Origin of the sequence: Sulfurimonas denitrificans DSM 1251, from assembly GCF_000012965.1 — a bacterium.
In the GTDB taxonomy this organism is placed as follows: domain Bacteria; phylum Campylobacterota; class Campylobacteria; order Campylobacterales; family Sulfurimonadaceae; genus Sulfurimonas; species Sulfurimonas denitrificans.
The window spans coordinates 1,717,023-1,731,024 of sequence record NC_007575.1 but is presented as its reverse complement, the minus strand read 5'-3'; the positions used below and the strand labels follow the sequence as shown (position 1 = coordinate 1,731,024).

10 protein-coding genes and 1 other RNA gene are annotated in these 14,002 nt (G+C 34.2%); 1 reads left to right on the top strand and 10 read right to left on the bottom strand.

Annotation, left to right across the window (positions count from 1 at the left end; translation table 11 throughout):
• Window positions 1-42: 42 nt before the first annotated feature.
• The 3 genes from SUDEN_RS08570 to grpE form a co-directional block, all read right to left on the bottom strand.
• Window positions 43-1,035, bottom strand: coding sequence for a hypothetical protein (locus tag SUDEN_RS08570; protein ID WP_011373263.1), 993 nt, complete (start codon window positions 1,033-1,035; stop codon window positions 43-45).
• Between the two features lie 70 nt (window positions 1,036-1,105).
• Window positions 1,106-2,992 carry a molecular chaperone DnaK gene (dnaK, locus tag SUDEN_RS08565; RefSeq protein WP_011373262.1) on the bottom strand — a complete coding sequence of 629 codons (1,887 nt, stop codon included), beginning with the start codon at window positions 2,990-2,992 and terminating at the stop codon, window positions 1,106-1,108.
• A gap of 160 nt (window positions 2,993-3,152) precedes the next feature.
• Window positions 3,153-3,710: a nucleotide exchange factor GrpE gene (gene grpE, locus SUDEN_RS08560; RefSeq protein ID WP_011373261.1), complete on the bottom strand. Its 558-nt coding sequence runs from the start codon at window positions 3,708-3,710 to the stop codon at window positions 3,153-3,155.
• Window positions 3,711-3,890: 180 nt separating this feature from the next.
• Here grpE and SUDEN_RS08555 point away from each other — a divergent pair, with 180 nt between their 5' ends.
• Window positions 3,891-5,888 (top strand): hypothetical protein, encoded by a 1,998-nt coding sequence (locus tag SUDEN_RS08555; RefSeq protein WP_011373260.1) that lies wholly within the window; start codon window positions 3,891-3,893, stop codon window positions 5,886-5,888.
• On the opposite strand, the gene SUDEN_RS08550 is transcribed toward SUDEN_RS08555, so the two are convergent.
• The 7 genes from SUDEN_RS08550 to ssrA form a co-directional block, all read right to left on the bottom strand.
• A complete protein-coding gene (locus SUDEN_RS08550; protein ID WP_011373259.1) occupies window positions 5,872-7,794 on the bottom strand; it encodes a bifunctional diguanylate cyclase/phosphodiesterase in 1,923 nt (640 codons plus the stop codon). The two genes, SUDEN_RS08555 and SUDEN_RS08550, sit on opposite strands and share 17 nt — an antisense overlap.
• Window positions 7,788-8,219 (bottom strand): hypothetical protein, encoded by a 432-nt coding sequence (locus SUDEN_RS08545; RefSeq protein ID WP_011373258.1) that lies wholly within the window; start codon window positions 8,217-8,219, stop codon window positions 7,788-7,790. The genes SUDEN_RS08550 and SUDEN_RS08545 overlap by 7 nt, the downstream gene beginning before the upstream one ends.
• A complete protein-coding gene (locus SUDEN_RS08540) occupies window positions 8,220-10,082 on the bottom strand; it encodes a cobalamin receptor (protein ID WP_011373257.1) in 1,863 nt (620 codons plus the stop codon).
• Window positions 10,083-10,129: 47 nt separating this feature from the next.
• The gene (locus tag SUDEN_RS08535; protein ID WP_011373256.1) at window positions 10,130-10,705 is read right to left on the bottom strand and encodes a ComF family protein; all 576 of its coding nucleotides are present in this window, start codon (window positions 10,703-10,705) and stop codon (window positions 10,130-10,132) included.
• Between the two features lie 13 nt (window positions 10,706-10,718).
• Window positions 10,719-12,509, bottom strand: coding sequence for a translation elongation factor 4 (gene lepA, locus SUDEN_RS08530; protein WP_011373255.1), 1,791 nt, complete (start codon window positions 12,507-12,509; stop codon window positions 10,719-10,721).
• 13 nt (window positions 12,510-12,522) lie between these two features.
• Entirely contained in the window at window positions 12,523-13,449 is a 927-nt protein-coding gene (locus SUDEN_RS08525) for a ribose-phosphate pyrophosphokinase (RefSeq protein WP_011373254.1), read from the bottom strand.
• A 78-nt stretch (window positions 13,450-13,527) separates the two neighbouring features.
• Window positions 13,528-13,913: a transfer-messenger RNA gene (gene ssrA, locus SUDEN_RS11220) on the bottom strand.
• Window positions 13,914-14,002: the final 89 nt, after the last annotated feature.

Sequence of the window (14,002 nt, the reverse complement as noted above, 5' to 3'; positions counted from 1 at the left end):
AAAATCATTTAAACATACTCTGTTTAGTAACGAAAAGTAACACTAAAAAGATGGTGGGACGATATATCTACCTTTAACAAAGCGACAACCATCGCCTTTTGGAAATATTTTATTTTTCTCAATCCATACGCTGTTTTTTTTATCGTTGAGTGATATATTTGCTTTTTTTGAGTCCATCTCAACAATAGTTCCGCAATTGGTTTCTGTTCCTATTTTAAGAGTTTTTCTAAAATTAGTTAGTTTTTTAGCATAATCATCAATACTGCTTTGCTCTTTTTTTGTTAGAAAGAGATTTTCTCTCTCTTGTTGTTGCTCGCTTTTGAGATAGCTGTCTTGATAATTTTTTTGTGATAATTGAGCTTTTTGATGATTTTTTTCATCTTCATCTTTCAAATTCTGAAGATTTTGAAGTGCTAAAATAAGCAGATTTTTTGCCTCTTCATAATCGGCATAGTTTTTGACAAACTCATTAAAATCTTCAACAGAGTTTGCTTTGTAAAAATTTTCTTCACACTGTGCATATTTAAAGATATTTTTTTTATTTTCAATTGCTTTGTAAAGGTTAGTATCACTTATGGCTTGATTTATTAAACTTTTACTTACATATCTGTATTTTTTTGAATCTTTTTTCATATTGTTAAAATAATCACTTAAATTTCTTGACTTTGAATTAAGCGATAAAGCACTTGAACATGGAGTATAGCTTGTGGTTACATTTGAGTCATCACACAGATATTCGTTGTCTCTTTGGGGCTTTAGTGTCTCATCGAAGTATGGGTAAACATTGTTATATGATTGTGCTACAAGAAGAAGCTCTTGATTGTTATTTGCTCTTTTTAGAGTAGGTTTGTCCTCTATTTGAATAATCTTCCATTTTTGCTGCTCTTTTTCTATAAGTACAAAATAGTAGCCGCTATCAGGAAGATAATCACTTTTTGTTTGAGGTACTTTAGGTACATGTAAAGATTGTTGTGAAGAACAGCCAGAGATAAACAAAGAGAGTATAAGTGTATAAAAGAGAGTTTTGTAAACCACGAGGTACCTTTAAAATAGTAGTTTGGGATTTTAAAATAGAGCTCTCTCACGATGTGAGAGAGTAGAGAACTTACTCGATTTCTGCGTCGATTACGTCATCGTCACTTTTTTTCTTTGAAGTATCAGCAGCTCCGCCTTGAGCACCTTGCTCACCTTTATACATCTGCTCAGCCATTTTGTGGCTTGCTTCAGTTAACGTTTTTACTTTAGGTTCAATCTTCTCTTTTGTAGCATTTGTATCTTTTAGAACATCTTTAAGTTCAGTTATAGCAGCTTCAATTTTTGCTTTTTCATCAGCTTCAATTTTATCACCCATCTCACCTATTGATTTTTCAGTTTGTGCAATAAGTGCGTCAGCTTGGTTTTTAAGCTCAACTAACTCTTTTCTTTTTGAATCTTCAGCTTTGTGAAGTTCTGCATCTTTAACCATTTTGTTAATCTCCTCTTCACTTAATCCTGAAGAGCCACTAATAGTGATTGATTGAGATTTGCCTGTTCCTTTGTCAGTTGAGCTAACAGTTAAAATACCGTTTGCATCTATGTCAAAAGTCACTTCAATTTGAGGTACACCTCTTGGAGCTGCAGCAATATTTCCTAGTTCAAATAGACCTAAAGATTTGTTATCTCTTGCAAATTCTCTCTCTCCTTGAACAACTGAGATGCTCACAGCTGGTTGGTTATCTTCAGCTGTTGAGAAGATTTGAGACTTCTTAACTGGAATCGTTGTTCCTTTTTCGATGATTTTAGTAGCAACACCACCTAATGTCTCAATTCCAAGTGAGAGTGGAGTAACGTCTAGTAAAAGAACATCTTTAACATCTCCTCTTAAAACACCACCTTGAATTGCCGCACCTGCTGCTACAACTTCATCAGGGTTAACACCTTTGTTTAGTTTTTTGCCACCAAAGAATTTAGATACCATCTCTTGAGCAAGAGGAACACGAGTTGAACCACCAACCATGATAATCTCTTTAATAGCGTCATTATCTAAGCCAGACTCTTTCATAGCTGTTTTAATATGAGCTATAGTCTCTTCAACAAGTTTTTCAATCATGCTCTCAAATTTTGCACGAGTAAGTTTTAGTACTAAATGCTGAGGTCCAGCTTCTGTCATAGTTATAAACGGTAGGTTTATCTCTGTTTCTGTTGAGCTTGAGAGCTCTTTTTTAGCATTCTCAGCCGCATCTTTTAGACGTTGAAGAGCCATTTTGTCATTTTTAAGATCAATCCCATGAGAAGATTTAAATTCAGCGTTTAGATAATCAACAATTTTGTTGTCAAAGTCATCTCCACCTAAAAATGCGTTACCATCAGTTGAGAGAACTTCAAAAGTACCATCACTAATCTCTAGTACCGTAACGTCAAAAGTTCCGCCTCCAAGGTCGTAAACAAGTACATTTTCATCGCTTTTGCTCTCTAGTCCATAAGCAAGTGCTGACGCTGTTGGCTCATTGATGATACGTAAAACATTAAGTCCTGCGATTGTTCCTGCATCTTTTGTTGCTTTTCTTTGAGCATCATTAAAGTAAGCTGGAACTGTAATAACAGCGTCAGTTACGCTTGAACCAATATAGGCTTCAGCATCTTCTTTTAATTTTGATAGAATTTTTGCTGAAATCTCTTGAGGAGTGTAGATTTTACCAGCCACATCAACCGCTGCCATTCCATCTTTATCTACGATATTGTAAGTTACTTTATCGTGTGCCGCTTTTGCATTTTCTTCACTCATCATAAGACCCATAATTCTCTTGATTGAAGAGATAGTTTTGTTTGGATTTGTGATTGCTTGACGTTTTGCAGGGTCTCCTACTAAAACCTCACCTTTATCTGTAAATGCAACAATTGAAGGAGTTGTGTTTTTTCCCTCTTTATTAGGGATGATTTTTGCTTCTCCACCCTCATAAACTGCCACACATGAATTTGTTGTTCCTAAATCTATACCTATTACTTTTGACATATTATTTTCCTTAATTTGATTTTATTCTAAAATAAAATGAAGGAGACCTCCATCTTATTTGTCGTAAAAGGAACGAGTCCCTTTTACTTTCGCTAGCCGCTATGGCACTAAAGCTTGACACAAAAGTGTCAGATTTTTTTTGATTTATTATGAACGAATGTTAATTCGCTACAACTACCATTGCTTCACGCAAAGGTCTGTCTTTGTACTTATAACCAGTTTGAAAGGTTTGAACGATTTGTCCGCTCTCTACTGTGTCGCTATCAACGCTCTGTATGGCGTTGTGAATATTTGGATCAAATGGTGCATCATGAGAGACCATAGTTATTCCATGTTTTTCCAAAGCGGTGCTGAGTTGTTTAAGAGTTAGCTCAATACCCTCTTTTAATTTCTCAAGATGCTCAGCTGAATCAATAATTGATGATGAAGATGAGAGAGCCATATGCAGTGCGTCCATAACAGGAATCATATCTTTTGCAAATTTTTCATTTGCATATTCAACTGCAGAGTATTTTTCTCTCTCTAATCTTTTTTTGATATTTTCAAAATCAGCATGTACTCTTGCGTACTTGTCTTTTAGAGAGTTCAGCTCCTCTTGCAAAAGATCAAACTCATTCACTATTGCTTCTGCTTCCGCAGCAGCTTCGTTTGCTTGTGGAGTCTCCTCTTTTGTAACTTGAGCTTCACTTTGAAGCTCTTCTTTTTTTTCTTGTGACATAGCTGTTAAATTACTCCTTTTTAAAAGATGGTACAATTATACATATTGAGTGTAACAATGTCAAGTAAAAGCTAAATGTTTTTATATCAATTAAGTTTAGTCTATTGCTGTCAAGTTTGCAGTTGCTTAAGATATGTCTTTTTATAGTATTATTATCCATATAAAATAACTGGAGATTATATGAAATATTTAGCTTGGATCAGTGCTATCATACTCTTTTTTGTGGTAAGTGTCTATGTAGTTGCATTTACGCCTGTTGGAAATAACTTAATCAAGCCCATAATAGAGGCAAAGATACAAGAGCGGATTAAAGTTACTACTAAGATGGAGAACTTCTCACTTAGTATGAGTGATTTTAAGATAACGCTAGAACTTGATAAAGGGAATTTTATAAAGGCAGAGGGGATTTACTCTATATTTGCAAAATCATTTGATTTTAATTATGAGATAGATTTTAAAAATCTCAAAACATTAAAGCCACTCTTGGAGATGCCTCTTAATGGAGCATTTAAAACAGATGGAGTAGTAAGAGGTGATTTGGCTTTTATGAAGATAGATGGAAAAAGTGATGTTGCGCAGAGTGATACCTCTTACCATGTTGAGTTGAGTGATTTGAATCCAACCTCAATTATTGCAAACATGAAAAATGCAAAACTCTCTTTGCTGCTCTATCTTGGGGCTAAAAATCCATATGCAGCAGCAGATGTAAATCTTGACATAAATCTTAAAAGTATAACTCCTCATAAGCTTGATGGAGATGTGAAGCTAGTTACAAAAAATGGAGTTATAAATCCAGAATTTATGAAGAGCGACTTTAATGTAACTGTTCCAAAGAGCTCTTTTGATATGAGCCTTGATGCAAAATTAAAGGGAGATGATTTGGTTTATAGTTGTGATTTAACGTCAAATCTCTTTAAAATAAATAGTTCAGGAAACCTTACCCCAGAGCCATTTAAAGCTGATTTGAAATATGCACTTGATGTAGAGAATTTAGAAGTTTTAAAACCTATCACAAACGCAGATATAAGAGGGGCGCTAAAGTTAAATGGAACACTAAGCGGAGATAGAAATAGACTTCTAGTTCGTGCAAATAGCGATGTAGCAGCTTCACAAACTACACTTGAAGCTGTGCTAAAAGATTTTACGCCAATCTCATTAAGGGCAAAAATTACAGACCTGGATATTGCAAAGCTTCTCTACATGATAAAACAACCACACTACGCAGATGCGCTTTTCTCGATGGAGGCAGATATTAGCGATGCAAGAACAGACTCATTAAGGGGTGAAGTAAAGAGCACTCTAAGAAATGGAGTTTTTGACTCTGCTTATCTTACTAAAGCATATAAGTTTTCATCACCTATGCCAAAGAGTACATTTAGTTCAAACACTACTACAATTTTAGGAGATGGTATTGCTGATACAAAGGTGGATTTTAAATCAAATCTTGCAAATCTTGACATTAAAAGCGCCAAATTAAATATGAAAGATGCCTCACTTAAGAGTGATTATGTAGTTAGCATAAGTGATTTAAATAGCCTATATTTCGTAACCGCTCAGCATCTAAGAGGAAGTTTCATAGCAAATGGAGAGATATCAAAGGCGAAAAATTTGGACTTTACGCTCTATTCAAATAGTTCTGGCGGAAAATTAGAAGCAAAACTTCATAATGATGATTTTAGTGCAACTCTAAGTGATATAAAGACAACAAAACTGCTTTACATGTTAATGCATCCAGAGCTTTTTGATGGTACACTAAACGCAAAAATAGATTATAACTTAGCACAAAGTAAGGGCACTTTTGATGGAGAGTTAATAAATTTAATGTTTGCAAAAAATCAGACATTTGATTTAATCAAGCAGTTTACAAAAGTTGATATGTACAGAGAAAATTTTAATGGAAAAATTGGTGCAAAGATAGAAAAAGAGAATATTTTAGCTTCTCTTGATTTACACTCAAAAGAGACAGCACTTAAGACAAAAGATGCAAAGCTAAACACAAAAACGAATCAGATGAACTCTGATTTGAGTATAGTTATAAAAAATGATACAATAAATGCAAACCTTAGTGGAAGTATGGATTCTCCAAAAGTTAGCATTGATTTAGAGAAATTTTTAAAATCTGAGACTGGCAAAAAAGTGATAGATAAAGTTGAGAAGCTATTTAAGAAACTGTTTTAAAAAGCTCATCTTTTAAAATTAAATGAGCTTCTGGCTTAGAGATGTAGTAACCTTGCATATAGTCTATGTCTAAGAGCAGAAGCTTCTCATAAACCTCTTTTGAGTGTACAAACTCTGCAATTGTCTGCATATTGCTCTGTGCAGCGAAGTGAACAATGCTCTTAACTACTTTAAAATCTTTGCCATTTACATCTATGTTCTTAATCAAAGAGCCGTCAATCTTTAAGAAATTTGCTTCAATATCAATAACGCTCTTAAAGTTTGAGTAACCACTTCCAAAATCATCAATAGATACTTTTGCCTTAAGTGAATGAAGAAGATGAATCTTCTGTTTAAATAGCTCAATATTTTCAATCTCATCACTCTCAAGTATCTCAAAAGTTACCCTAGAAGCTAAGTGGTGATTAGATTTTAGTGCTTTTACTATGCTCTCTTCAATATCTGGATTTATTAAATCTGAGAAATTTATATTTATACTTACAAGGCTTTTATTATCTTTAAATTTCTCAAAAACAGTAGATAGAACTCTTTGTGTAAGCTTATAGTGCATATTTGTAAGTTTTATGTGAGGCATAAAACTCATAGGTGGAATAACTTTTCCATCTTTTGCGATGATTCTTACAAGGGCTTCATACTTAAAAATCTCTCCTGTATGATGGTTATAGATAGGTTGATAATAACATGTAACTCTATCTTCTTCAAGTGCCTCTTTTACAAAACTCAAATGTTTTGATGATGAAGATGATAAGGAGAGAGAGTTTAGTTTTTCATCGTAAATTACTATTTTGTTTCTGCCACTGCTTTTTGCTTCATAGAGCATTTTGTCTGCTATTTTTATCGCCTCTTGGAGATTTTTCTCTAAGGCTGGGTGTTTGTGAACACCAATTGATACAGTCACTTTTATATCATGTCCATCATACGAAAAGTTCTCTTTAGCGACATTGCTTCTTATTCTTTCACAAATATTTGTTTTTGGCTCTGTTTTGTCTCTTTTGTTTATAAGAAGTAAAAACTCTTCACCGCCATAACGAACTAAAATATCGCTCTCTCTAATTGAATTCTTAAATAAAGTACTTACATGTGAGAGGACATAATCCCCAGTTTTATGACCATAAGTATCGTTTATTATCTTAAATTTGTCCAAATCAAGCATGGCAACACTATATTTTTCAAGGTTTAATACATGCTCTATCTCATCGAGATAATTTCTATTAAATGTACCTGTAAGTGGATCTGTAAAAATCTTTTTTTTAGTCATAAAGTAGTGAAAAATTTGTATAAGTGTTACACCCATAAATATAAATATAAAAATAGTAAGAATTGTAAAAAAGGCCTCTAATGGTTTTATGGACTCTAAAATAATCATCTTTATATCTGTAGTAAAGTCTATATTGAAAAATCCAACAACAACGCCATTGCTGATAATTGGGTAGAGATAAGTTACATAAAGATTTTCAACATTTTTCTGTTTTATAATTTGAGGCTCTTTGAGGTCGTAGATAATCTCATACTCTTTTGAATCAATATCAAATTTTTGGTTGAAGTTTGCTTTATCGGTTTTTGATGCATCGAGTAAAAATCTAAATTTATTTGTATCATCTTTATAAAGAATGTATGAATATTTTACATCTGAAGATAACATTATGGAGAGGATTTGTTCATATCTTTCTCTATTGTTTTGTTCTTTAAAAACAGAGATTAAATCATCTTTATCTTTTATTTGATAGTTTGTATGGATATCTTTTTGTATATTTTGTAAAACTAAAGAGATTTGTTCTATCTCATGTTTTTCTATTGTCTCAAAGATAGTCTCTTTTGCTTTAGTGATGTCATTATATGTATATGCTAAAAATAGCCCAAGCACAAAAAGTAGAAAAAAGATTGCTAACTCTCTTTTTTTTACCATATTCTTTCTTCTATATAAATCTCAAGCTCTTTAGATATTGAGATTTTCTGCTCTTTTATTCTTGATTCTATTAGTACAATATTTGGTCTGCCTTTTTTCCAAAACATTGAACCAAAACTTTTTGGAATCTCTTTCAAAAGTTCATATTTAAGTACAAAGATAGCTTTTTTGCAAAAATCATCTTTTAAGTTTTTTTTATCTTCAAGTACGATTATTGAAGCTTTGCGACACTCTTGAGTAGTGGAGAAGTTAGCATTTTTATTAAACTCTTGAATTATTTTTTCATTATCTGAGTAGATTATTATTTTCTCATCTAGTGAGATATTTTGAAAAATTTTCTCTAAAATTTCTACTTGAATAGCCTCTTTGCTCTCATTTGAAAAGAGTGATAGTGCTAAGAGTATAGAGAGAAGAAATATTTTCATCTAAAAAATGTACTCCATGGTTAAAATTGCTCTTCTCTCAAGAGAGGGAAGAGTTGTTCCTTTTATGCTGCTTTGTATCGCCTTGTCAAAAATATTCTCACCCTTTAGTTTTATATTTATTTTTTTGTTATAGTGATAAATTGCACCCGCCGTGTAGTCATAACCCTCAGCTATATAAACGTTATCTATTCCTGTGTAAGATGACCTATATACAAGTTCATTATAGATATCAAACTTGCCAAAAGTAGTGTAGAGTTGAAGAAGCACACCAGAGTCTGGAGAGAGATTTGCATTCTCTTTAAACGCTTTGAAATACTCTGCTATGATTTTATTCTCAGTGCTAAATCTATACTCTGCATTTAGTGATACTTGTGAAAAGTTTGAATTGCCATCATTATTTACAAACATGTTTAATGTGCGATTAAAAACAATACCATCTTTGGCTTTTGCTTTTCCTCCGCTTAAAGTTATAGTTATATCATCTTTCTCATATTCTAGCTCTGCTTTCATTACATGTGATTTTGAAGGCTTTAGGTTTGGGTTAGCATCATATATGGGAGAGAACGTTGTTTGTGCTATTTGTGGGTAAACATACATATTTTGAATGAATGTTTTAAAAGATAGCTCATTAGTTAGGTTTGAGATATATGCAAGGCGCATTATGTTTTGTATATCTGAGGGTGTAGTGTGGTTTTTAAAATAATCAAGCTTTGCACCAAATATAATTTTGTTGCTCTCATTTATGCTGTAAGTATCTTCAAAAAACAACATGTAGATATCAAGATTTTTTGGACCAAGTATAACTGATTTTTCAACACCATTGCTTTTTAGCTTATCTAAGAAAAAAGTTTTTTGTTTTACCTGAACACCATAAAAGAATCTGTTATCTTTATAAGTATCTCTTTTTTGTAGTATAAAATCATATACATACGAACCATTTTCTACTTGCATATTCTTACTCAAACTGCCATCAAAGAGTTTTATCCCAGAAAAATCTGAGTTTTCAATCTCTATTGTTTCGTAAGTTGTGCTGAAGATAAGCTCTATATTTTGTGGGAGCTGTTTTGTAAAATTTAGATAGCTATATTTTGATTTTATATCGCCATCATTTATTTTGTTGCCAAATCCGCTATAAAGGTCATAACTCTCAACTGCAACCCCAGCTTCAATAGTGTAATCATCTCTTTTTGCAAAATTAAAATAGAACTGTCCTCTATCTCCATCTCTTGAGAAAATGCTTCCATTTGGGCTTTGCTTCTTATCGTACTTATTGCTGCTGACATCAGCATTTGCAAGATAAGAGTACTCACCAAAACTTTGAGCATCTATAACCTGTCCTCTAGCTCCACCTTTTGAGTCCGCAGCAGCTTGCGCTACTGTTGCATTTTCACGTGATGGATTTTTCGTGTAGAGCTTTATAACCATATTTCCTGCTTCACCATGAAAAGCTATAGCATTAGAAGCTTGGTATATCTCAATGTGATCTATATGGTTAAGTCCCATTTTACCAAACTGTGCCAATCCAGAACCAGAAGTAACAGAGGCTAATTCATAAGAGTTTATATAAATTTTTATAGAGGACATAGAGTTTTCTGAATAGGGCGTTTTAACTAAAGAGGTAAATCCAAAATTTGTGTTTTTTAAAGTAAATAGCTTAATAGTTTTTAGAACATCATTAAGAGTGTATGCCTGCATTTTATCTAAATCAGAGCGAGAAAATACACTAACATGCCCCGCACTCTCATCTTTTGTTTGATTATGAAGTTCATTTGCTTTGCGATACTTTGATAAAAGGTCATCAAGGTTGCTCTCACTAGCAAAAACAATAGAGAAGATTAGAGATAAAAGAGTAAAAATTTTCAAACTTAACCTTTGGATTTATAATATATATAAGTATATATACCCGTTGCTTATTTTATACTTGCATCTGTTAGAGAGAGGCAAAAAAGAGTGTTTTTATTATTTGAGTGCAGTAACTTGATTGCTTGGGTAAGAGTTGAGCCAGTTGTTACTATGTCATCTACCAATATAAGCTCTTTTTCTTTAAACTCTTTAAGTTCAAAATTTCTAGGATTCAACATTCTAAATTCTCTACTTTTACCAGAGTAAGTAACTCTGTTTTTTGCTCTTAATTTATTAAACTTAGGCGTTATAAAATCGCTCTTTAAGGCTCTGTTTAATATGGCAGTATGGGAGTATCCAGAACTTAGTGTATCATCTATGGCAATTGAGACTACATGTTGAGTGTAAGAGAATTGGGCGGCAAACTTCTCAAGTGAGTTTTTTGCCAAAATAGTGTACATGTAATAGCCTAAATCAGTATGTTTGGTGTGAAGGAGATTTTTTATATCACTATATTTATAAAAAGAGATAACTTCTATATCCCCTAAAATTTTTCTTCTATAAAGAGAAGGTGTTAAAAAAGTAGTCTGACAATTATTGCAGATATGTGAAAAAGATAGATTTTCACACATCAAGCAGCGCATTTTTTTTGCTTCCTCAGTCCATCTTTAAAACGGACATAAATGCTTCTTGCGGCAGTTGCACTTTTCCGATAGATTTCATTCTTTTTTTACCCTCTTTTTGTTTCTCTAAGAGTTTTCTTTTTCTTGTAATGTCTCCACCATAACACTTAGCAGTAACATTCTTGCCCATGCTCTTTACAGTCTCACGTGCTATAACTTGAGAACCTAAAGATGCTTGGACGGCTACTTCAAAAAGTTGACGAGGTATAATCTCTTTCATATTTTTTACTAAAACACGACCACGTGGAAGTGCTTGATTGCGAGGAACAACGATACTTAACGCATCAACTGCCTCTCCAGCTACTTTTATGTCAAGCTTGACAAGATCTCCAACTCTAAACTCAATCGGCTCATAATCAAATGAAGCATAACCTTTAGAGATTGATTTTAGTTTGTCGTAAAAGTCCATGACAATTTCATTCATCGGTACTTCATACTCAAGCATAACTCTGTCTTGGTTGAGGTATGTCATTTTTGTTTGAGTTCCACGCTTATTTATTAGCAGAGTTATAATATTTCCAAGATATTCACTCGGAGTAATAACTGTGGCTTTTATATATGGCTCTTCAATTCTATCTATACGATTCACTTCTGGCAACTCTGAAGGATTATGAACATGAATCTCTTCGCCGTTGTTTAGATAAACTTTATAAATAACAGATGGCGCAGAAGCGATTAAATCAAGATTGAACTCACGCTCAAGTCTCTCTTTTACAACTTCCATATGAAGCATTCCTAAAAATCCGACACGAAAACCAAAACCAAGAGCTAACGAGGTCTCTGGCTGAAAAGAGAGAGAACTGTCATTTAATCTGAGCTTATCAAGCGCATCACGTAAATTTTCAAATTCGTCCGTATCTATTGGATATATTCCTGCAAAAACAAAAGGCTTTGCTGGTTCATACTCTACAACAGGTTCGCACGTAGGATTTTTGGCATCAGTAATAGTGTCACCAACATTTACTACATGTACCTCTTTTAGTCCAAGTACTACTATGCCAATCTCTCCAGTTTTTATAACGGGAGTCTTTTTACGTTTAAGTGGATGCGGGTACATCAAATCAAGAACTTGATGTTCTTCGCCATTACTCATAATTTTTACAAGTTGGTTTACTTTTATCTCACCATCAAAAACACGAACAAGACCCAGCGCCCCTAAATACGGGTCAAACCACGAATCATATATGATAGCTTTTGTCGGAGCATTTGAATCTCCTACAGGAGCAGGTATTCTATCTACAATGGCATCTATAAGTGCGCGTATACCAACACCAGTTTTCGCAGATACCAAAACAGCATCTGTAGCATCTATGCCGATGCTAGTCTCTATCTCTTCTGCAACTTTTGTTGGGTCGGCGGCTGGTAAATCTATCTTATTTATGACGGGGATAAGCGTTAAATTATTCTCCATAGCTAGATAAACATTCGCAATAGTTTGAGCTTCAACTCCTTGGGCAGCATCAACGATAAGAAGAGCGCCATCACTTGAAGCTAAAGATTTACTTACCTCATAAGAGAAGTCAACATGTCCTGGAGTGTCAATAAGATTTAGAATGTAGTGCTCACCATCTTTTACGTAGTCAAGTCTTACACTTTGTGCTTTTATGGTAATTCCACGCTCTTTTTCGATGTCCATTGTGTCCATCATCTGCTTGCCAAGCTCTCTATCGCTCACCGAGCCACACTCTTGAATAATGCGATCTGCTAAGGTGCTTTTACCATGGTCTATATGTGCGATGATAGAAAAATTTCTAATGTTTTTCAATTGATTCCTTTAATTACGCAAAGAGACTATTTACGCTCTCATTGTGATAAACTCTGCGTATAACCTCTGCAAAAAGAGGTGCAACAGTTAAAACAATGATTTTTTTATGAGGTTTTGACTCAAGAGTGTTTGTAATGATTAATTCGTCTAATTCGCCATTTTCGATATTTTCGTAAGCTTTACCACTTAGTACAGCATGTGTAGCACATGCCATTACAGAGGAGGCACCCTTGTTTTTAAGAGCAGTTGCCGCTTTTATCATAGTCCCTGCAGTGTCAACCATGTCATCAATCATGATTACATCTTTGCCCTCAACGTTACCGATAATATTCATAACTTCACTCTCATTGGCTTTTTCACGTCTTTTATCAACTATGACCATATCAAGTCCCATGCGTGAAGCAAAGTATCTAGCACGAGCAACACCGCCGATATCTGGAGAAGCAATTATTGGGTTTTTTAGATTTTTGCTTCTTATGTAGTTTTCAAAAGTTACAGAGCCATAAAGATTGTCAACTGGAATGTTGAAGAATCCTTGAATTTGTCCAGCATGAAGGTCAATTGTTACAACTCTGTCAATCCCAGCAGCTTCATACATGTCGGCTACAAGTCTTGCAGTAATTGGAACACGAGGCGCAGCTTTACGATCTTGTCTAGCATATCCATAGTAAGGTACAACAGCTGTAATACTTGAAGCAGAAGAGCGTCGAAGAGCGTCAGTCATGATTAGAAGTTCCATTAAGTTGTCGTTTGATGGAGCGCCAGTTGATTGGATAATAAATACATCCCGCCCACGAACACTCTCTGCAATTTGAACAGAAATTTCACCATCACTAAACTTTTTAACAGTAGCTTTAGCCAATGGAACATCTAAAATTTGACACACCTCTTTTGCAAATTCAACACTAGCAGAACCAGCAAAAATCTTATAACCTCGCATGTTATACCTTTTAAAAAAATTATTGGGGATTATACAAAATAAGTGCTGAGGAGTTGTTAAAATTTAATGAGTTTATTATGGTGGAGCTGTGGAGGATCGAACTCCAGTCCGAAACCACGCTACTCCTAACGTCTACATGTTTAGAGAAGTTGTTTGTTTTTTAATCTTGCTTCACACAGCTTGCAAAGTTAGACAAGACGAGCCTCTTGGGTTCGTTTTACGCTCGAGACAGACGTAAAATATATCTACATAAGGGTGATACTTCGAATCCTGCCTATCTAGAGTCAACAGGTGAAGCAGCCCGCCTTCCAGTCTTAGTGAAAGGGGTTAAAACTTAAGCTACTGCGTAAGCTGGGCGATAATTTGTATTGTTTGCGTTTAAGCAAGTTGAGCCGCGTAACGGAAATGCTCAGTCCGACATGCAGTTAGAAGCTACAAGGTCCCGTCGAAACCAGGTCAGCCCCATTGGATGAAATTATATCAGTGTTTTAAACAATATTGTGTAAATAGGATTATTTTGGTATAAATGTGGCAGTTAGTTTCAATAACTCTA